This window comes from Bacillus sp. PDNC022 (assembly GCF_016919285.1).
Lineage (GTDB): Bacteria > Bacillota > Bacilli > Bacillales > Bacillaceae > Bacillus > Bacillus safensis.
In genome coordinates this window covers 223,541-244,423 of sequence record NZ_CP070345.1, presented here as the reverse complement: position 1 = coordinate 244,423, position 20,883 = coordinate 223,541, and the positions used below count along the sequence as shown (strand labels likewise).

Here is a 20,883-nt window from a genome sequence, read left to right as displayed (position 1 = left end):
TTTAGTTTGACTAGAGAAATAAAAAGAACCCATGATTTCATGGGTTTCTCGTCATTCCATGATAAGAAAATCCGTCACAAGGCAAGCGGGTTCTCCGTTTTGATCTTATACACCTTACTTTTTTTAGTTGGAGAAAGAATATTCTCTCTTTTGCATATTTACCGCTTTACAATGCCTTTTTCATTAGGGAGGTTAATTTAAAAATGCCCTTCCAATGGAGGGCGGTGCTATTAACTATTTTCTTTTGAGTATTTCTTAATCAATGCTTCGCTAATTCTGCTTACGATATAGATCGCAACCGCTAAAATCAGCATCAACGGAAACATGCTTAAACGATTATCTGCAACATATACAATGATCCCCACAATGATAGCCACTACGATTCCCGTTAAAAAATGCTTCACCGCCATCTCACCCCTTTGTATAAATCATATACATTTTATTACACAAAAGGTTTAATTGAAATGATTTCCATAAAATCAAAATCAGCAAGTTTCGTTTGTCCGCTCTTAAAGTAGATTGCTATCCCCCTTATGTTGTTCGCACAATTTCCATATGTTAAAATCAACTAAAATATCTATTTAATGGATCAATCAGGAGGTCATTAAGTGTCACAGCAAAGCACGCCATCCAAAATGTTATTAATTACTTTACCCGGCGCTATTATTGCCGTTGTGATGATCTTAGGGAAAATTGATACACCTGTAACAAATGTTTTATTTTATCTTGTGGCTTTAGTGTGATGGGTTTAGTTGTTTCAATCTTAGTAAAAGACTACAGAAAAAAGAAAAATTAACTCCTCATCTTGGGAGCTGTCGTTTATGCAGCTCCTTTCTTTATGTGGACGCTCTCAAAGTTCGAAATGAAAGCAAAAACATTTGGAATGAAAAAGAATTAGAAAATCAAAATAATAAAATACACTTCTCCTCCTTCGCCTTCATACATTTCTCAACTTCCGATAAATTGGTCTGCAATTTTTATTACTTCCCAACCTTGATTGCTGACGTAATACGTTGAATTACTTGTTTTTGAACATGTTCAATACCTTGAAATTCCAACCTACTTATGAAAGCTCTCTGAAACTCTTCAAATAACTCCTTCACAAGTTTATTCATTATTAATACTTGGATTAGCAGTAAACAACATAGATATTAAAAGGGAATAAGTACGTTTGGAGGGAATTAAATGACACAAGAGTCTGATGAGCGTAAGTTGCAACAAATAAAACAAATGCAACAGATGTTTCTAGAGAAAATGAAAACTCAACCTTATCCCATGTACCCTAATTACGGAAAAATCACACGCTATGAAGAAATCCCAATTAATTTACCTGAACAACGTCAACTTCGTCATCCTGGTGTAGAAGGTTTAATGGTACCACTTCCAATTATTGAAAATACAAATTACAAAGGGAGTGGTAAGTTAGCGGGAAAAGTTGCTCTTATTACAGGAGGGGATAGTGGTATTGGTGCAGCCGTAGCCATTGCTTTCGCAAAGGAAAGTGCTGACGTTGCGATTGCATACTTAGATGAACATGAAGATGCTAATAGAACAAAAGCAAGAATCGAAGAACTCGGGCAACGTTGTTTATTGATGCCAGGAGACTTGCGAGATAAAAGGCAATGTATCACCATTGTAGAGAAAACAGTAAAAACCTTCGGACGTCTAGATGTTCTATGTAACCACGTTGGTATCCAATTTCAACAACCAAGCCTTCTTGACATTACAGACGAACAATTCGATGACACCTTTAAAGTCAACATATACTCACATTTTTACACAACCAGAGCAGCGCTTCCTTACTTAAAACCAGGCAGTTCTATTATCGGCACTTCTTCAGTCGTAACGTATGTAGGTGAGCAACAAATGATTGATTATACAGCCACAAAAGGTGCAATTGTTGGTTGGACACGTGCTTTGGCTAAAAATGTTGTAAAACAAGGAATTCGTGTAAACGCTGTTGCTCCAGGTCGAATCTGGACGCCACTCATTGCAGCAAGCTTCTCGTCAGACCAAGTGGGTGTATATGGAGCATTTAACCCAATGGAACGAGTTGCCCATCCATTTGAACTCGCACCAACATTTGTTTATCTAGCTTCTGATGATTCACGTTTTGTTACAGGTCAAGTGCTGCATGTTGACGGTGGGGAATCCACACATTCCTAATATAAGGGGGTCATTGGATTGAGATATGAATTTAATCCAGAAGTAGAGTTATTACTTGTGAATCATTCAATGAAAAAAGTTACTATGGTTTATATGGAGCATTCATGGCTAATGTCTGAAATTGGACGTAGACCGCCTTATTATTGCTATCCAAATTATGAACTGAATTATCCAATCATTTAAATAAATCGCAGTTATTCAGGAACGTTTAGGGCATACAAAAATGGATACAACTATGTCAATTTACGCTCTTGTCATTGAAGAAGCTGATCAGAAATCAGCGCTACCCATTTTGATAGCTTCTTTGATACAAAAACAGGGAACGGAAATACTTAAAAATAAATGCGCTCCCAAAACCCTGTTTTGAAGCGGGTTACAAACTTATGTTCCAAAGAACAAAAAAGCCTGAAATCCTTGATAATAAAGGGTTTCAGGCTTTTTTCTTAGTACGTCCCAGGAGAGATTCGAACTCCCGACCGACGGCTTAGAAGGCCGTTGCTCTATCCTGCTGAGCTACTGGGACATGTTGTTATGTATTTTGCTTTGGCATATTACCTCAGCGACAAGATTTATTATATTACTATTGTTCTTTAAAGTCAACGGTTTTTCGAAAGTTTTTTCATAAGGGGCAAATGCTGCACCCTTATGAAATACCTTCCAATGTGACAGTGTTTTCGAGGTCTTTTATGACCTGACCTTCGTCCGTGAAAAACTGTACATTTGCTTCGCTTCCATCTAGTGTCAGTATAGCATAGCTGCGCTCTTTTCGCACTCTTGGCAGGTGCACACTGCCTGGGTTAATGAGGAGTTTTCCTCTTAGCAGTTCACTGCCTGGGATGTGCGAGTGGCCAAAGCAGATAATGTCTGCGCCTAGCTCTTCTGCACGGTAGTAGACTTGAAGTAAGGATTGTTTGATGCCATGCAGATGTCCGTGAGTGAGAAATAGTTTTCCGCCTCCATCAAGTGGGAGCAGGAGCTCTTCTTCAAAATCGCCCATAAAGTCACAATTTCCTTTGACGACTTTGTATCCTTCGAGTGCTGGGTGGTTCGTTTCGAGTTCTGAATCTCCGCAGTGAATCATCATGTCAACTTCAGCTGCATGCCGTTTGGCAATGGTTTGAAGTTCGTCTGTGAGTCCATGACTGTCACTAATGATGAGTATCTTCATGGCTTCATTCCCCCTTATTCATTTGCGTCTAGCAGTGATGAAAGCTTTTGAAGCGCGACCGCTCGATGGCTGATCTTGTTTTTCTCCTCTGGTGATAACTCGGCCATCGTCTGGTCTTTGTCTTTGACGATGAAAATTGGGTCGTATCCGAAGCCATTTTCGCCGATCGGCTCTTCTGCGATGAAGCCTTCTACTGATCCTTCTACCGTCTTTGTTTCTTTTCCCGGTATGCTGACAGCAAGGGCACATCTGAATCTGGCTGTACGGTCTTCTTTTTCAATGCCTTGAAGTTCGCTCAGCACTTTTTCCACATTCTCCGCATCGTCTTTATGCTCACCAGCGTATCTCGCTGAATACACGCCAGGTTTTCCGCCCAGATAATCAATGGACAGACCGGAATCGTCTGCAATGACCATTTCACCTGCTTTGGCTTGGATGGCCTCGGCTTTGATGATGGCATTTTCTTCGAAGGTTTGCCCTGTTTCTTCAATTTCTTCAGTAAAGCCAATGTCTGCTAGTGTTTTGACCGTGAATCCTTTTGGCTCAAGAATGGCTTTGAATTCTTTCGCTTTGCCCGCATTGTGCGTTGCAATGATGGCTGTTTTCATCCTGATCAAACCCTTCTCTTTATTCGATGACTTCTCCTGTTACTGCTTTTTGCTTTTCGATTAATTCTTTGATGCCCTTTTCGGCTAAATCAAGCAGTCCGTTTAGCTGTTCTCTTGAGAATGTCGCTTCTTCGCCTGTTCCTTGAAGTTCAACAAAGCGACCAGCGCCTGTCATGATGACATTCATATCTACTTCAGCAGAAGAATCTTCTTCATAGTTTAAATCTAACAGAAGACCTTGCTGAGAATCAATTCCGACGGATATCGCCGCTAAATAATCCGTAATCGGGTTTTCTTTGATGACTCCTTCAGCTCGTAGCTTTTGAATCGCGAGTGTCATGGCAACAAAAGCACCTGTGATGGACGCTGTGCGTGTGCCGCCGTCTGCTTGAATGACATCACAATCAATCCAAATGGTGCGTTCGCCAAGCTTTTCTAAGTCAACGACTGCGCGGAGTGCTCGTCCAATTAAACGTTGAATCTCCATAGTACGTCCTGTGACTTTTCCTTTAGATGATTCTCTTATCGTTCTTTGTGCAGTTGCTCTTGGAAGCATGCTATATTCTGCTGTGATCCAGCCTTTTCCTTCTCCTCTTAAAAAAGGAGGTACGCGGTCTTCGATCGATGCGTTACAGATCACCTTCGTATTTCCCGCTGAGATTAAGACAGAGCCTTCTGGGTGCGTGATGTAGCCTGCCTCTATTTCAATTTTTCTCAATTCGTCATATTGTCTTTCATCTAATCTCATGTTTTACCTCCGTTACGATATACATTCCTCGCGGGTGACAGCGGGGTTCTCCTACTAACTTTGACAACCTCAGCTCGTTCTAATCGCTTGGAATAAAAAAGAGGCAGCGAATATGCATGCCTCTTTTTCTCCATTATATCAATGTGTGACGTTAAAAACTACCTGTATTCACTTGTTCTGGTCGTGAAACCGGCTTTGTGAGCTCTGCTCCCTTTTCGTTCACAAGCTCAGCCTTGCCGTTCACCTTGACAGATACGCTTTTGACGTCCGGCAGCTCGGTTAATGTGAGCACAATGCTATCAAGAACTTTTTGTGAAATGACCTTTTTCTTTTCATCTGCACTGCCAAAAATCGATTCATTGAAATCAAGTGTCACATGGCCATCTTTTACTTTTGGTACATCATTCAGCTTCACATCTTGATCGAAGTCTGTAAGCAGATGGCTTTTTTTGCTTGGTCCAGAGACGAGCTCATCAATCGCTGCTGTAATCGGATCATCCTCGTCTTTTGGTGCTCTTGTGGTGACCGGAACGTAGTAGGTCTGTTCATCAGATTCAGCTAAATAGTATACCGTCACTGGCTTTGTCGATGTCATATCAGCGGCAGCCTCGTGCTGGATATTTATACCGTCCTCTCTGCTTAAATCATCTGAGATTGGCGTACCGTTCACAGGCATTTCTTTTAGTTCATGTCCATTCATCTTCAATTTGACTTTGGCTATGGAATCAAACTGGGTTAGCGTCCAAGTGACAGATTGCAGGATGCGCTGTTCGTCTTCTTTTTTATAGTTTTTAAATTCATTTGAAAAATCCACAACCGCCGTTCCGTCTTTAATATCGACAGATACACTCGTGTCCGCTGGCAAAACTGCTCTGAATCCATTCGGCATTAAGTTAGAAATAGGTCCCCCGTCCACGAGATATTCAAGGGTTTGTTTGGCACTTCCTTCATTTTTCGGCAGCGGAATGGATTGAGATACGACATACCCGTTTTTATCAATTAAATATAATTCTCTCATCACTGTATCAGCCTGCTTCTCTTCTTTTCCTTCTTTGGCTGTTTGTTTGTCTTCTTTATTTTCTTTCACATATGTGACGTTTTGTGGTGGATCAATCTCTGTTTTCGCTTGGTCTGTTTGAAACAATCCGCATCCTGACAAAAGCATGGCTGACGCGATACACGTAACAGCTGCTGTAGATCCTTTTTTCAGCATACTTCACCCTCCTCTAGTAGTTTGTACTACTATGTATACGAGCTCCCTCGGAGGATTAGACCCTTTTCATAAAAAAATAACCCACTTCAAATAGAAGCGGGTTATTGCTGGTAGATGTGTTCAAGTGACACGGTTTCGACCTTCCCTGGCAGGTAGCCAAACCAGTCACGAGCGATGTTTTGAAAATTTTGCTGCTGTCCTGTTGTGTAAAATGTATGGACAGGCGCTTCTTTAGAGGTATTTAACAGCCCTTTATATGAAAGAATCGTACTTGCTTCTCTCGCTGTCTCATCTCCTGATGAAATGATGCTGACATCACTGCCCATAAAGCGCTGAATCGGTTCTTTTAAAATTGGATAGTGTGTGCAGCCAAGAATAAGTGTATCAATTCCTGTTTCTTTCATCGGTTCAAGGGAATCTTTCACCACTGCCTCTGCTGTCTGATCTAAAAACGTACCGCTTTCCACAAATGGGACAAGGAGCGGACACGCCAGACTTTGAACTGTTAGGCCTGCTTTTAGTGACAGCAGTGCTTCTTTGTATGCCTCGCTTTTGATCGTATTGACTGTGCCAATAACGCCAATATGCTGGTTGTTTGTCACCTTGATCGCTGTGCGGGCACCGGGCTGAATGACGCCAATGACCGGAATATCAAGCGTTGCTTTGATTTCATCCAGTGCGATCGCCGTTGCTGTGTTGCATGCAATGACGAGCATTTTAATATGGTGGTGTTTTAATAAGTAGTGTGCCATTTCCCACGTATATTGAAGAACTTCTTCTTCTTTCCGCGGGCCATATGGACATCGTTTTGTATCGCCTACGTAAATGATTTTTTCTTTTGGCAGTTGTCTCATGATTTCCTTTGCAACGGTTAAACCGCCGACGCCGGAATCAATGACGCCGATTGGTTGATCCAACAAAATCGCCTCATTTTCTTTTCATTTGCTGCTGTAGTTTCGTTAAGGATTGGTTGAAAACGATGGCTTCTTCTTCTGAGAAAGCCCCTAGAAGTTCACTGACGTATTCTTGGCGTTTAGCAATCACTTCTTGAATGATCCTCTCGCCTTCAGGCAATAAATGAATGCGAACCACGCGGCGGTCAGATGGATCTTTCACCCGTTCGACAAGTTCACTTTTTTCCATTCTATCAATTAAATCAGTGGTTGTGCTGCAAGCCAAGTACATCTTTTGTGACAGCTCGCCTATTGTCATATCTCCGAATTCATAAAGCCACTGAAGCCCGATGAATTGTGGAGGCGTAATCGTATATTGATTCAGGATTTCTCTGCCTTTTTGCTTAATAATTGCGGCAATGTGGCGCAATGATTTTTCAATCTCTGCAACATGGCCTGACTCATTCGTTTCCATTTTATTGATACCTCACTATAGCATCTCACTTTGATTAAAACGTACATGTCTATTTTCCTCGTTTTTCAAAGAAAATGCAAGAAGAGACTCATGGAAACCATATAGAAATAACCGGTTCCTTCCCGATATGGAAGGAAAACCGGCTGACTTTAGAGCTCTAGCTCACCCATACGCAGAAGCTCGACTACAGCCTGTGAACGGCCTTTGACTCCTAGCTTTTGCATGGCATTCGAAATATGATTTCGAACAGTCTTTTCGCTAATAAAAAGCTCGCTTGCAATTTCTTTTGTTGTTTTATCTTGGACGAGCAATTCGAATACTTCTCTTTCTCTTTTGGTTAATAGCGGCTTGGATTGAAACTCTTTCTCCTTCAAGTATTGTAACCCTCCTTGCTAAGGTGAGAGCTCTAGTCTCTATAGAATGGGATTCTTTATAGTCGAGATATCATATGCCGAGTGCCTGAGGTAGGTGACGTTAAAATCAAGAAATCCCGCATATCAGCGTCCAATTTCTGCGCTTTCATCCACGCAAAAAAGGACGAGTCTCCTCCCGAGACATCGTCCTTTTTGTGTGGTATTTAAAAGATTGAAATGGCGCCTGTTAACAAGGCAATAAGTGTTGTAAAAAGGGCAGTTAACACGGTCCAAAGTAGTGCGTATTTTTGCAAATCGCCGATATCTTTATTCAGCATACCGACAAGCAGCATCGTTGAAGCCACAAGCGGGCTCAGTAAGTGGACAGGCTGTCCTATGATAGAAGCACGTGCAATCTCCACCGGATCAATCCCGTAAGCTGCGCCGGCTTCAGCCAAGATTGGCAGCACCCCGAAGTAGTAAGCATCATTTGAAAGAACAAATGTAAATGGCATACTCGTCAAAGCAACAATCAGCGGGAAAAATGAGCTGTAGGAATCTGGAATCATGTAAATGACCAAATTGGCAATGGCCTCAACCATTTTTGTTCCTGAAAAGATCCCTGTGAAAATCCCTGCTGCAAATACAAGTGTAATGACCGTTAATGCGTTTCCTGCATGCGATAAAATTCGCTCGCGCTGATCTTCAACCTTTGGATAGTTGATCATAAGAGCGATGACAAATCCAATTAAGAAGAGTACAGGAATTGGGATGATATCTAGAACTAGTGTGGCCATGACAGCAATTGTTAAGAAGAAGTTAATCCAAATCAGATTCGGTCTCTTAATATCGGCTACTCCATCTTCAATTGACGCAGCCAATTCAGGAGAAATGGACATCTCTTCTTTGTACTGAATCTCTGCAATCCCAATCCGTTTTCTTTCTTTTTTCCCAAGTACGTAAGCAGTAAAAAGTATAAAAAGACCGCCTCCAACCATCGTTGGGAGTAATGGAATGAAAAATTCGCCTGCATCTAATCCAAGCGCCGCGATTGCACGAGTAGCTGGACCGCCCCATGGCGTCATTCCGCTCATAATACCTAATGATAATAATGAAATTGTTCCTAAAATTAATGGGTTCATCCCAATTCTTAAGAAAAGTGGCAGCATAGCTGATACGGTAATCATGTACGTTGTGGTTCCATCACCATCTAATGCAACGAGCATAGACAAAATTGCTACCCCAAAAGCAATTTTGACAGGATCACCTTTCACAATACGTAGAATGAGTTTAATCAGAGGATCAAACAATCCAGCATCCAGCATGACTCCGAAGAATAAAATCGCAAATAACAATAAAGCAGCTGATGGTGCAACAGTTTTCAGTCCATCAAGCATCATGTCCCCTAATCCTTTGTTAAAGCCACCGATCAATGCAAATATGATAGGTACAACGGTTAGAGCCACCACCGGATGCATACGTTTTGTCATAATGAGAAATGTAAATGTCAAGACCATCAAGATCCCTAAAATAGCTAGCACTTTATATCCCTCCATCCTCTTCTTTACATGATCTGCAAGCGCCCCCTTGCACTTGCGATCTATATGTTAGCGCTTTCTATTTCAAGGATATAATAGCTTTTTTTATAATGAAAATATCGATTTTTTCGTCTATTCAATAAATTTCTTTTATAATCAACCTTGCTGATTTCTTAAAAACTCAATGAACGCTTTCACAACAGACAAATGAAGTGAATCTGGCTGGTACATGAGCCATGTATCTCTTAAAACAGGCTGTCCATCTTTATACGAAAGACCTTTTACAAATAACTCATCACTTGGTCTGAGGCAAATTTCCGGGACAATGGCATAGCCCAAACCATGCTTCACCATCTCTTTTGATGTATCCTGACGGTCTGTCTCCATCGTTACAAGCGGAGGCATTGTGAATGTTTCCTGCCACCATCTGTTAATCAGCCGTTTCAATGAACTGTCTGTATGATAGTCAATGAGCGGCAGATTCGGGAGATCCTTTAGCTGGATTTCTGATTTTGAAATGATGCAAAGACGCTCTTTATCGAGCAAAAAACGCTCTCCATTCCAGTCATAATCGCCTCTTAAAATCCCTAAATGCACACTTGATGTTCCTAATAAATCCATTACCTTTGTACTCCAGCCTGTGTTGACCATAAATTGAACATGTGGATACTGCTTAGAAAATTCTTTTAATATTTCTGGCAGTTTATACTGGGCAAAGTTACTTGAGACCCCCAACCGGATCGTTCCTTTGACCTTTTTTTGCATATTGAGCATGCCATCTTTTGTTTGCTGCAGCTGTTTGAGCATGTCATTTGCATATTTAGCCAAGTATTCTCCCTCTGATGTAAATTCAATTCCTCGTTTTCTTTTAAAGAAAAGCTTCATATCAAACTCCTCTTCAAGCTGTTTCAATCGATAGCTTAAGGCAGGCTGAGAGACAAATAATTTTTCTGCCGCTTTTGTAATGTTCTTTTCTTCATAAAGTACCTTTAAAAACCGCCAATCTTTTTCATCCATTGTATGCCCTCCTTTTTTACTAATTATAAAATATTTTTATTGATTTCTCTTAAAATAATGTATTTAACTTATTTCTTATTATACTTTACCATTTTGATTAGATAAACAGTTAATTAAAAATTGAGGGTGAGAGTCATGAGAAAAGTTCCAATCACAATCATGCGAGGCGGTACAAGCAAAGGAGTATTCATTCACGCAAACAATGCACCATATGAACACGATGAGCTCGAAGCATTTCTATTAGACATTATGGGCAGCCCTGACCGGCTGCAGGTCGATGGAATCGGCGGCGGTAATTCTTTAACAAGCAAAGTGGCCATTATCGATAAAGCCACACGCCCAGATGTGGATGTGAACTATACATTTGCACAAGTCAGTATTAATGAGAGATATGTCGACTTTAAAGGAAACTGCGGGAACATCTCATCAGCCGTTGGGCCGTATGCGATCATTAAAGGACTTGTTCAAGCGGTTGAGCCCATTACAACTGTACGTATCCTCAATACAAATACAAATAAAGTCATTACGGCAGAGGTCGAAGTTGAAAATGGAGAAGTGAAATTTGAAGGACAGGCAGAAATTCCAGGAGTAAAAGGAACTGGTTCTCCTATTTATTTATCCTTTGAGAAACCTGAAGGCGCTGTTACAGGTAAAACCTTTCCGACTGGAAACAAAGTTGATACGATTCAAACGAAGTTTGGGGAGATTCCAATCTCGATCGTTGACATTGCAAATCCAATTGCCTTTATTCGTGCCAAAGATATTCAATTAAAAGGAACTGAATTGCCTGAAGAGTTTACAGACGAATTACTGGATGATTTAGAAGAAATTCGTTCTCTCGCTGCTGAAATGTGTCATTTTGCACCAAAAGAAATGGCCACATTACAGTCTCCAGCCGTACCAAAGCTTGCGCTCATTAGCGAGCCTGCTGATTATGTAGATACAAATGGAATCTTGAGACGAGCAGAAGATATGGACATCATCGTTCGTATGCTATCGATGCAAAGACCGCACCAAGCACTTGCCATTACCGGCTCTGTCTGCGTGACGGCCAGCTGTTTCTTGGATGAAACGCTTCCTTCTCAGCTGTTTCAAGGACAAGGTGACACACTTCGTATTGGGCATCCTGCTGGTATAATGCAAACGGAAATTGACACCTCTCAAAACAGAGTCAAAGTCATTCGAACGGCAAGAGAAATTCTAGATGGAGTTGTTTTCACAAAACAAGACTATGTGATTCAGCCTCATATTAAAAGAGAAGCTTAAAGCAGACGATGTTCTCGTCTGCTTTTTTTAATGCTGGAGCGGTGCATCGATATCTCCGGCAGAATGAGCTTTTATCTGCCCTTTCTCATCTTTTAGCTGGAGATGACCGTAGCGGTTGACTCCGCAGCAAATGCCCTCTTCCCATGTTTGTTTTTCACGATCTAACGAAATCCGCAGCGGTTTATGAAGACGATATAATCGTTTGTTGTAGAGGGCAGTGAGTGCTTCAAACCCTTCATTCTTCCAGCGTGTATGATATTTTTCAAAAGCCGTGGCAAGTTCCTTCACAAGCTGATCGGCGTTTACCTCTGTAAGCTCTGATAGGCAAATGGTTTTGTACGGAACATGCTCCGGCTTTGTCTTCACATTGATGCCAATCCCGATATAAATGGCGTTACGGTCCGCTTCAATCAATGTGCCTGATATCTTTGCTTCATTAATAAGAATATCATTTGGCCATTTGATCGCCAGCTGATCCTCAGCCCTTATGAGAGGTTTGAGTACATCGTAGATCGCTAGTGCCGTCAGCGGAGCAATCGTTGACTGGGTGGAGAGTTCTTCTGGCGGCAAAACCGTCATGGTTAAAGCGACATTCCCTGCAGGCGTTTCCCACGGTCTGCCCAGCCTGCCTCTTCCTGCTGTCTGCTGATGTGCATAGACAGCAAATGAGGGTATTTCTCCTTTTTGCATAAGCCTTTTTGCTTCATTATTTGTACTATCAATGGTGTCATATTGAAAAATCTTCATGTGTTCTCCTTTTGTTTCTTCTTGATATGATCCTTTTATTATAACAAAATGAAGCTTACACGATGATGAGAGCTCTATGTTACTTATTTCGTTGAGCTTGAAATGTCTCTTTTTCTTCCTCTGTAAATGGAACAGAAGCGCCTGTTTCTTTATTAATTTGCACCATGGTGACTGAGCCTGTAAAGCATGGTTCCTGCTGCTCGTTTTCTCCTAAATAATGAAGGATAAGTGAGCTTGATCCGACTTTTTCCGGCTTTACATACACACGAAGCCTCTCCCCAATCTCCACCTGTTTGATGTAATCACATTGCAGATTTGCCACGACTGTAATCGTCTCTTTCACACGTTTCATTCGTTTATCAACAATTCCCGTTTTTTGAAAAAAGGCAATCCGTGCTTCTTCAAAATAGACAAAAGGGGTGACATTGTTCATATGGCCAAACATATCCGTTTCTGAAAAACGGACAGTCGTTTCAACATAAAATCGAAAGGATGCTCTCCATTCTTCAAATGGTTCCTCAATATATGATGGAAGTCTCACTTCATCATCTCCTTATTCATCAATAAACGCCTCTCCCATATTGGAAGAGGCGTTTATTTTGTGTTCCATCCAGCCTCTTGTAAACACTCATCATGATTGGCAAAGAGGACTGAATGTGATGTTATTCTGCGTGATCGCTTCCGAAGAAGTTACGGAAAGCTTGTAATGTTGTATCTCTGTTAAGTGCTGCAATTGACGTTGTCAGCGGGATTCCTTTCGGACAAGCCTGCACACAGTTTTGAGAGTTCCCGCAGTTCGCAAGACCGCCGTCACCCATAATTTCTTCTAGACGGTCTGACTTATTCATCGCACCTGTCGGATGTGCGTTAAATAGACGTACTTGCGAAAGCGGAGCAGGGCCCATAAAGGAAGACTTATCATTCACGTTTGGACAAGCTTCAAGGCAGACACCACATGTCATACATTTAGAAAGCTCATACGCCCATTGACGTTTTTTCTCAGGCATTCTTGGTCCAGGTCCAAGATCATATGTGCCATCGATCGGCACCCATGCTTTTACTTTTTTCAAGGAGTTAAACATACGGCTTCTATCAACCTGCAAGTCTCTCACGACCGGGAATGTCTTCATCGGCTGGAGACGAATCGGCTGATCTAACTTGTCAATCAAGGCTGTACATGACTGGCGCGGTTTTCCATTAATGACCATAGAACAAGCTCCGCACACCTCTTCAAGACAGTTCATATCCCAGTTGATCGCCGTTGTTTTTTCACCTTGTTTATTGACCGGGTTACGTCTAATTTCCATGAGTGCAGAAATGACGTTCATATTTGGGCGGTAAGGGATTTCGAATTCCTCATCATAAGGCTTTCCATCTGCGGTATCTTGACGTGTGATAATGAATTGAATTGTGTTTTTTTCACTCATCTTATTTCTCCACCTTTTTCTTCGAGTAATCTCGTTTACGAGGTGCAATTAACGATACATCGACGTCCTCATAGTGGAATGCAGGCTTTTGATTTTTCCCTTTGAACGTAGCCATCGTTGTTTTAAGGAATTCTTCATCGTTTCTCTCTGGGAATTCCGGTTTATAGTGTGCGCCTCGGCTTTCATTCCGGTTATATGCCCCGATCGTAATGACTCTTGCCAGCTGAAGCATGTTGTCAAGCTGACGCGTGAAGGCAGCGCCTTGGTTGCTCCATGATGCTGTATCGTTGATGTTGATCTTCTTGTAGCGCTCCATTAGTTCTTCAATCTTCTGATCTGTTTTTAAGAGTTTGTCATTGTAACGAACCACTGTAACGTTATCCGTCATCCATTCTCCAAGCTCTTTATGAAGCACGTACGCATTTTCTGTTCCGTCCATGCTGAGGATGTTGTCCCATTTCTCCTGCTCTTTCTTCACGGCACTGTCAAATGTTGCTGAAGAAAGGTCTTCCGCAGATTTCTCAAGACCGCTAATGTACTTCACTGCATTTGGTCCAGCGACCATTCCGCCGTAAATCGCAGAAAGAAGTGAGTTTGCACCAAGTCTGTTTCCGCCGTGCATTGAGTAATCACATTCTCCGGCAGCGAATAGACCTTTGATATTTGTCATTTGATCATAATCGACCCATAATCCGCCCATTGAGTAATGAACAGCTGGGAAGATTTTCATCGGCAGCTTGCGCGGGTCGTCACCCATGAATTTTTCATAGATTTCAATGATTCCGCCAAGCTTAATATCAAGCTCTTTTGGATCTTTGTGAGAAAGATCAAGATATACCATGTTCTCTCCGTTGATGCCAAGCTTTTGCTCGACACATACGTCAAAGATTTCACGCGTTGCGATGTCACGCGGTACAAGGTTCCCGTATGCTGGGTATTTTTCTTCAAGGAAGTACCAAGGCTTCCCGTCTTTATATGTCCAAACACGTCCGCCTTCACCACGAGCTGATTCACTCATGAGACGAAGCTTGTCATCTCCAGGGATCGCTGTCGGGTGAATTTGAATGAATTCTCCATTTGCATAATGCGCACCTTGCTGATAGACGATGGATGCAGCAGATCCAGTGTTAATCATGGAGTTCGTTGATTTACCGAACACGATTCCAGGACCGCCTGTTGCCATGATGACTGCATCTGAACGGAAGGATTCAATTTCCATTGTCGTCAAGTTCTGTGCGACAATCCCGCGGCACACTTCCTCATCATCTAAAACAGCGCCAAGGAATTCCCAGCCTTCATATTTCGTGACAAGTCCTGCTACTTCATAGCGGCGAACCTGCTCATCCAGTGCGTATAATAGCTGCTGGCCTGTTGTAGCTCCAGCAAACGCTGTACGGTGGTGCTGTGTTCCCCCGAAGCGGCGGAAGTCCAATAATCCCTCTGGTGTTCTATTAAACATAACACCCATACGGTCAAGTAAGTGGATAATGGACGGCGCTGCTTCACACATTGCCTTTACTGGCGGCTGGTTGGCTAAGAAATCTCCGCCGTATACCGTGTCATCAAAATGCTCATAAGGTGAATCCCCTTCACCTTTTGTATTGACCGCTCCGTTGATTCCGCCCTGTGCACATACAGAATGCGAACGTTTCACAGGTACGATTGAAAATAGTTGAACAGCTGTTCCCGCTTCTGCTGCTTTAATAGTTGCCATGAGACCAGCTAAGCCGCCTCCGACAACGATGATGCTAGAATTACTCATTGTAGCCCCTCTCCCTCTTCTACTAATCTATTTCCTCTTAAACAAAAGCGAAAATTGCTCTTAGCCCTACATATGAAAGCGCTATAAATATACCTAATGTCACATATGTTGAGATTCGTTGTGAGCGTGGTGAAACGGTAATTCCCCAGCTGACAGCAAATGACCACAAGCCATTAGCAAAGTGGAAAATAGTAGATAAAACGCCGACAATATAGAAGCCTAGCATAAATGGAGAGCTTAAAATATTCGCCATCATGTCATAGTTGACTTCAGCTCCAAGCTGAGCTTGAATTCGTGTTTCCCATACGTGCCAAGAGACAAAAATCAATGTGATAATACCTGAAATCCTTTGCAGTCTGAACAGCCAGTTTCTTAAGTAACTGAAGCGAGACGTGTTGTTTTGTGCCGTAAAGGCTATGTACACCCCATAAACAGCATGATAGATCAGTGGTAAGAAAATCACGAACAGCTCAAGCGCATACCTAAAAGGAAGCTGTTCCATAAAGTGTGCAGCTTTGTTAAACGCCTCTGGTCCATTCGTCGCAAAGTGGTTAACCACTAAGTGCTGTATTAAAAATAGACCGACCGGAATGACGCCAAGCAAAGAATGCAATCTCCGATAAAAAAATTCTTTGTTCCCCGACATTACTTTACCCCCTAGTAAAAAAAGTGCAATTGCTTGAAAATTGTCTTACCCCCGCTTCTTTCAATTGTAAGCACTTTATTCAAATTTATTGACAATTTCATTTTACTCCTATGTCAAAAAAGCGTCAAGAAACCGCGTACATAAATTAAAATTTTCCGAAATTTAAAAGTTTTAAATCAAAATTCGTTTTACTACAATAAGAATTTCTTAGACTTCAGAGAAAACTCTGTCATCATATGCCCACATAAGCTATAATAAATTGTTGAAAGAGGGGAGCCGTACAATGAATAAATTCGAATCTAACTTAGAACAGCTAAAAGAAATTGAAGTCAATGGATTTGCCTACGAGCTGATACGCGAAGTTCTGCTGCCAGATATTCTTGGTCAGGACCATTCATCTATGATGTATTTTGCGGGTAAACTGCTTGCTCGTAAATTTCCTCAAGAGTCATGGGAGAAGATCCCCGAATTTTTCCATGATGCCGGATGGGGGACTCTCACAATGGTCCATTCGAAAAAACAGGAAATTGAGTTTGAGCTCGAAGGTCCACTAGTATCCAATCGACTCACCTATCAAAAGGAGCCATGCTTTCAGATGGAAGCCGGTTTTATTGCTGAACAAATTCAGCTTCTAAATGAGCACGTGGCTGAATCCTATGAACAAGTGAAAAAGCGTGCTGAGAAAGTCATTTTAACCGTTAAATGGGATTTAAGAGACCCTAGCTAACAATGCTTATGAAAGGCGTGGACTTCGTGTCACGCCTTTTTTATATGTCTTCATCTATCATAGCATACTTAATGAATGGGTTTACGCACGTTTCAGCCGATTCCATATAGAAAAAGAGGCGATCCTCTTTCATGAGATCACCTCTTTACCTTTTTAAGAATGAGCAGCGGCGCTTACCTTTGATAAATCAAACGCATCATGCAGCGCTTCAACCGCTTTGACCATATCATCACGGCCGACCACTGTTGAGACTTTGATTTCAGACGTACTGACCATTTTCACTTGAATGTCTTTTTGTGCTAACACAGCGAACATTTCAGCTGCTACGCCTGGGTTTGAGACCATTCCAGATCCCACGATGGATACTTTCGCTAATTTGCTTTCTGTCTCAATCTGCTCGTAGCCAAGCGCCCCTTTATATTCTTCTAATACTTCAACTGTTTTGGACAAATCATCCGTTTTGACAGAGAAAGAGATCGACGTTTGATTGGTGCTTGTGACAGACTGAATGATGATATCAACATTGATATTCTGTTTCGCAAGCGTCGTAAAGATGGTCGATAATGTTGTTAAACCGCTTGAAAGCCCGCACACCGTCACACGTGTAATCTGATCTTCAAATGCGATGCCTCTGACGACTAAATTTTGTTCCATGGATGATTCCTCCTCAATTAACGTACCCGATTCATTTTCAATACTAGAACGGACTTCTAGCGGGACTTGATAATTTTTCGCAAATTCAACAGCTCTTGGATGCAGGACCCCAGCTCCTAAATTAGCCAGCTCAAGCATCTCATCGTATGAAATACCTGCAAGTTTCCGTGCAGATGATACATAACGCGGATCTGTTGTAAAAACTCCTGGTACATCTGTGTAAATATCACATTTATCAGCTTTTAGTGCGGCAGCCAGTGCCACAGCAGTCGTATCTGATCCGCCGCGTCCAAGTGTTGTGATATGTAAGTCATCTGCAATTCCTTGGAAGCCTGCCACAACAACGACTTTCCCCGCACTTAATTCATCTTTTATTCTTGATTCATCAATGTCCACAATTCTTGCGTTTCCGTGTACGTGCTCTGTTTTCATACCAGCCTGCCAGCCTGTAAAGGAAATGGCATCATAGCCTCTTCTTTGGAGCGCCATCGATAATAATGAAATGGTCACTTGCTCACCAGTTGCGAGTAGCATATCCATTTCTCTTTTGCTTGGATCGTCTGTGAGTTCTTTCGCTAGGTCTACTAGAACATCCGTTGATTTGCCCATCGCTGAGACAACCACAACCACATCATGTCCTGCCTCGCGTTCAGCGATCACTCTCTCTGCGGCATTGCGAATTTTTTCTGTCGACCCAACGGAAGTTCCGCCAAATTTTTGTACAATAAGTCCCATGTCTACCACCCTTTTTCAAAAGTTCACGTGTGAGAGAAGAGGCAGCTTTGGAGAATGCCCGCTCACCGCAAATAAAAAAACAATGAGAGAACAAATCTCCCATTGCTTTAAAATCATCATTAAACGATGCAAACAATGAGATAGCCCTCCAAGAAATCAATTCTTGACAGCCCTACATTTCTTCAATGTACAGCCAGCGAATAAAATGAGTGGATTTTATTCACTTCGGCGACGCTCCCCTTTCAGCCCTCTTCTTAGATCCCATCGATCTCCGAAGGCTTACTCTTGAAGTTCGCACCTCTATCTTCAACAAACAACACGTTCATTTATTAAATTAGTCACATCTTAACAGACTTTTGGAAAAAGTACAATCTATTTTTTTAATGCTTCCATTAAAAGTTCAGCCGTCTGTTTCGGAATGCCAGCCTCCTGAAAATCTTGGATAGAGGCTTCTTTCATCTTTTTCACAGAGCCAAAATGTTTGAGGAGCTGCTTTTTACGCTTTTCTCCGATACCTGGTACATCGTCTAAAATAGACTGAAATGCATTTTTTCCGCGCAGCTGCCGGTGAAAGCTAATGGCGAACCGGTGCACTTCATCTTGAATGCGCTGCAATAAGTAAAAAGCCTGACTATTCCGCTCCAACGCAACAATTTCGAGTGTATCTCCCATCATGAGATTTGAAGTCCGGTGTTTTTCATCTTTTACAAGACCTGCGACCGGGACAGACAGATTCAATTCATTTTCAAGCACATCGATGGCTGCGTTGATCTGTCCTTTTCCTCCGTCAATTAAAATTAAATCTGGCAGGGGCAGTTCATCCTTTAACACGCGGGTATATCGTCTTCTAATGACTTCACGCATGGATGCATAATCATCTGGTCCTGAGACGGTTTTAATTTTGTATTTTCGGTATTCCTTTTTATAGGGCTTCCCGTCCTGAAAGACGACCATGGCAGAAACCGGGTCTGCTCCTTGAATATTTGAGTTATCAAATGCCTCGATTCTGTATGGCATATAAATATTAAGCGCATCCCCGAGCTGCTTCACCGCACCAATTGTCCGCTCTTCATCACGCTCAATGAGCGAAAATTTTTCTTTTAAGGCGATCTTGGCATTTTGATGGGCAAGTAAAAGTAAATCCTTTTTCTTTCCTTTTTTCGGCTGGTGAACGTTCGTTTCAAGCAATTGCTCAATCATCTCTTGATCGACACTGTCCGGCACCAAAATTTCCTTCGGCAGAAAATGGTTGTTCTTTTCATAAAATTGCCCCATAAACGTGAGGAACTCTTCCTCAGGGTCCTGATACATAGGGAACAAGCTGACATCACGTTCAATCAATTTCCCCTGTCTTATAAAGAAAACTTGGACACACATCCAGCCTTTATCATAGGCATAGGCAAAGACATCTCGATCTGATAAATCACTCATCGTCATTTTCTGTTTTTCCATCGTTGAGTCGATATAAGCGATTTGGTCTCTTAGTTCTTTTGCCCGTTCAAACTCTAAATTCTCAGCAGCTTCCTGCATCTTTTCGGTGAGTTCTTTTTTGATTTGCTGATGTCCTCCGTTTAGAAACCTTGTGATTTCGTCCACGAGCTGCTTATTCGTTTCCTCAGAAATGTCATACACACATGGCGCAAGACATTGTCCAAGATGATAATAAAGACAGACGCGGTCAGGAAGGGTGGCGCATTTTCTCAGTGGATATAAGCGGTCGAGCAGCTTTTTCGTTTCTCGAGCTGCTTGTACGTTTGGGTATGGACCGAAATATTTTCCTTTGTCCTTTTTTACATTGCGGGTGACGATCAGCTTAGGATGGCGTTCATTCGTAATTTTTATAAAAGGATACGTCTTGTCATCCTTGAGCATGACATTGTATTTTGGGTCATATTTTTTGATTAAATTCAGCTCTAAAATGAGCGCCTCGATATTAGAAGAGGTGACAATGTATTCAAAATCTTCAATTTCACTGACAAGCCGCTGCGTTTTGGCATCATGTGATCCAGTGAAATAAGAGCGCACCCTGTTTTTTAAAACCTTTGCTTTTCCCACATAAATGATCGTATTTTGTCTATCTTTCATTAAATAACAGCCTGGTTGATCCGGCAGGACTGACAGCTTTTCTTTGATTAGTTTGTTCATATTTTCATCCGTCCTTGTTTTCCTCTTTCACTCCTTCTAGTGTATCACGAACATTTGTTTTATACCATATTGAAAGAAAAGCGGCTCTCGTCTTTACGAGAACCGCTTCAATGATTATGCCGCTTGGGCATGGATCGCTTTATAGATGTTTGTTGACAAGCTCAGCAAGTGCTTCTTTTGGTTTGAAACCAACAGAAGTTTCTACAACTTCACCGTCTTTTAAAACAAGAAGTGTTGGGATACTCATAACGCCGTATTTACCAGCAGTTTCTTGGTTATCGTCTACATCAATTTTTACAATTTTCATTTTGTCGCCCATTTCTTGATCAAGTTCTTCAAGAACTGGAGCAATCATTTTACAAGGTCCACACCATGGTGCCCAAAAGTCTGCAAGAACAACACCCTCTGCAGTTTCTTGTGAAAATGTTGCGTCAGTCGCTTTTACGATTGCCATTATTCATTCCTCCAATGTAAATTATGCTTTTTAGTATAGCATCTACCAATGTGACTTGCGAATGAAATGCTTACGAATCATTTTTTAGGAAATGAATTAAAAAACAAACCGTATAATCGCACCAATAACAACAATCGCACC

Annotated in this window: 21 protein-coding genes, 1 tRNA gene, 1 pseudogene and 1 riboswitch; of the genes and pseudogenes, 4 read left to right on the top strand and 19 right to left on the bottom strand. The window is 41.8% G+C overall.

All coding sequences use genetic code 11. The features are described from left to right. Window positions 1–230 precede the first annotated feature (230 nt). A complete protein-coding gene (locus tag JVX94_RS01310) occupies window positions 231–410 on the bottom strand; it encodes a hypothetical protein (RefSeq protein WP_144484822.1) in 180 nt (59 codons plus the stop codon). 198 nt (window positions 411–608) lie between these two features. Between JVX94_RS01310 and JVX94_RS01305 the strand changes: the two are divergent. Beyond that, a pseudogene (locus tag JVX94_RS01305) lies at window positions 609–796 on the top strand (hypothetical protein). 389 nt (window positions 797–1,185) lie between these two features. Further along, window positions 1,186–2,166, top strand: a complete 981-nt coding sequence (locus tag JVX94_RS01300) for an SDR family oxidoreductase (protein ID WP_126681504.1) — start codon at window positions 1,186–1,188, stop codon at window positions 2,164–2,166. A gap of 449 nt (window positions 2,167–2,615) precedes the next feature. On the opposite strand, the gene JVX94_RS01295 is transcribed toward JVX94_RS01300, so the two are convergent. The 10 genes from JVX94_RS01295 to JVX94_RS01250 form a co-directional block, all read right to left on the bottom strand. Next, window positions 2,616–2,689, bottom strand: a tRNA-Arg gene (locus tag JVX94_RS01295). A gap of 120 nt (window positions 2,690–2,809) precedes the next feature. After that, complete coding sequence (locus JVX94_RS01290) at window positions 2,810–3,334, bottom strand: YfcE family phosphodiesterase (RefSeq protein WP_197198330.1); 525 nt, start codon at window positions 3,332–3,334, stop codon at window positions 2,810–2,812. Between the two features lie 14 nt (window positions 3,335–3,348). Continuing rightward, the gene (locus JVX94_RS01285) at window positions 3,349–3,951 is read right to left on the bottom strand and encodes an XTP/dITP diphosphatase (protein WP_095409231.1); all 603 of its coding nucleotides are present in this window, start codon (window positions 3,949–3,951) and stop codon (window positions 3,349–3,351) included. 10 nt (window positions 3,952–3,961) lie between these two features. Continuing rightward, entirely contained in the window at window positions 3,962–4,690 is a 729-nt protein-coding gene (gene rph / locus JVX94_RS01280) for a ribonuclease PH (protein ID WP_024427165.1), read from the bottom strand. A 151-nt stretch (window positions 4,691–4,841) separates the two neighbouring features. After that, a complete protein-coding gene (locus JVX94_RS01275) occupies window positions 4,842–5,903 on the bottom strand; it encodes a GerMN domain-containing protein (protein ID WP_048239038.1) in 1,062 nt (353 codons plus the stop codon). A gap of 101 nt (window positions 5,904–6,004) precedes the next feature. Continuing rightward, window positions 6,005–6,823 (bottom strand): glutamate racemase, encoded by an 819-nt coding sequence (gene racE, locus JVX94_RS01270; RefSeq protein WP_373271705.1) that lies wholly within the window; start codon window positions 6,821–6,823, stop codon window positions 6,005–6,007. A 7-nt stretch (window positions 6,824–6,830) separates the two neighbouring features. Next, the gene (locus JVX94_RS01265; protein WP_024423206.1) at window positions 6,831–7,271 is read right to left on the bottom strand and encodes a MarR family winged helix-turn-helix transcriptional regulator; all 441 of its coding nucleotides are present in this window, start codon (window positions 7,269–7,271) and stop codon (window positions 6,831–6,833) included. A gap of 149 nt (window positions 7,272–7,420) precedes the next feature. Then, a complete protein-coding gene (gerE, locus tag JVX94_RS01260) occupies window positions 7,421–7,645 on the bottom strand; it encodes a spore germination transcription factor GerE (RefSeq protein WP_003184172.1) in 225 nt (74 codons plus the stop codon). Window positions 7,646–7,848: 203 nt separating this feature from the next. Then, the gene (locus JVX94_RS01255; protein WP_205184317.1) at window positions 7,849–9,165 is read right to left on the bottom strand and encodes a CitMHS family transporter; all 1,317 of its coding nucleotides are present in this window, start codon (window positions 9,163–9,165) and stop codon (window positions 7,849–7,851) included. Window positions 9,166–9,318: 153 nt separating this feature from the next. Next, a complete protein-coding gene (locus JVX94_RS01250) occupies window positions 9,319–10,179 on the bottom strand; it encodes a LysR family transcriptional regulator (RefSeq protein WP_024423208.1) in 861 nt (286 codons plus the stop codon). A gap of 135 nt (window positions 10,180–10,314) precedes the next feature. On the opposite strand from JVX94_RS01250, the gene JVX94_RS01245 reads away from it, so the two are divergent. Beyond that, window positions 10,315–11,445 (top strand): 2-methylaconitate cis-trans isomerase PrpF family protein, encoded by a 1,131-nt coding sequence (locus JVX94_RS01245; protein ID WP_111292407.1) that lies wholly within the window; start codon window positions 10,315–10,317, stop codon window positions 11,443–11,445. Between the two features lie 27 nt (window positions 11,446–11,472). Here the strand turns inward: JVX94_RS01245 and JVX94_RS01240 are convergent, their stop codons facing one another. From JVX94_RS01240 to JVX94_RS01220, 5 genes are all read right to left on the bottom strand, one after another. Continuing rightward, window positions 11,473–12,192, bottom strand: a complete 720-nt coding sequence (locus JVX94_RS01240) for a biotin--[acetyl-CoA-carboxylase] ligase (protein WP_205184316.1) — start codon at window positions 12,190–12,192, stop codon at window positions 11,473–11,475. Window positions 12,193–12,271: 79 nt separating this feature from the next. Then, window positions 12,272–12,733, bottom strand: coding sequence for an acyl-CoA thioesterase (locus tag JVX94_RS01235; protein ID WP_044335316.1), 462 nt, complete (start codon window positions 12,731–12,733; stop codon window positions 12,272–12,274). 121 nt (window positions 12,734–12,854) lie between these two features. Beyond that, on the bottom strand, window positions 12,855–13,619 hold the full coding sequence (sdhB, locus tag JVX94_RS01230) for a succinate dehydrogenase iron-sulfur subunit (RefSeq protein ID WP_034279749.1): 765 nt from the start codon (window positions 13,617–13,619) through the stop codon (window positions 12,855–12,857). Between the two features lies 1 nt (window position 13,620). Then, entirely contained in the window at window positions 13,621–15,381 is a 1,761-nt protein-coding gene (sdhA, locus tag JVX94_RS01225; protein WP_048239041.1) for a succinate dehydrogenase flavoprotein subunit, read from the bottom strand. Between the two features lie 37 nt (window positions 15,382–15,418). Then, window positions 15,419–16,027 (bottom strand): succinate dehydrogenase cytochrome b558 subunit, encoded by a 609-nt coding sequence (locus tag JVX94_RS01220; protein WP_024423213.1) that lies wholly within the window; start codon window positions 16,025–16,027, stop codon window positions 15,419–15,421. 283 nt (window positions 16,028–16,310) lie between these two features. Here JVX94_RS01220 and JVX94_RS01215 point away from each other — a divergent pair, with 283 nt between their 5' ends. Then, window positions 16,311–16,754 (top strand): YslB family protein, encoded by a 444-nt coding sequence (locus JVX94_RS01215; protein WP_024423214.1) that lies wholly within the window; start codon window positions 16,311–16,313, stop codon window positions 16,752–16,754. 153 nt (window positions 16,755–16,907) lie between these two features. Here the strand turns inward: JVX94_RS01215 and JVX94_RS01210 are convergent, their stop codons facing one another. The 3 genes from JVX94_RS01210 to trxA form a co-directional block, all read right to left on the bottom strand. Further along, a complete protein-coding gene (locus tag JVX94_RS01210) occupies window positions 16,908–18,143 on the bottom strand; it encodes an aspartate kinase (protein ID WP_095409235.1) in 1,236 nt (411 codons plus the stop codon). A 133-nt stretch (window positions 18,144–18,276) separates the two neighbouring features. After that, window positions 18,277–18,454: riboswitch (Lysine riboswitch) on the bottom strand. Between the two features lie 61 nt (window positions 18,455–18,515). After that, window positions 18,516–20,288, bottom strand: coding sequence for an excinuclease ABC subunit UvrC (gene uvrC, locus JVX94_RS01205; protein WP_024423216.1), 1,773 nt, complete (start codon window positions 20,286–20,288; stop codon window positions 18,516–18,518). Window positions 20,289–20,427: 139 nt separating this feature from the next. Beyond that, on the bottom strand, window positions 20,428–20,742 hold the full coding sequence (trxA, locus tag JVX94_RS01200; protein ID WP_007501629.1) for a thioredoxin: 315 nt from the start codon (window positions 20,740–20,742) through the stop codon (window positions 20,428–20,430). Between the last annotated feature and the right edge of the window lie 141 nt (window positions 20,743–20,883).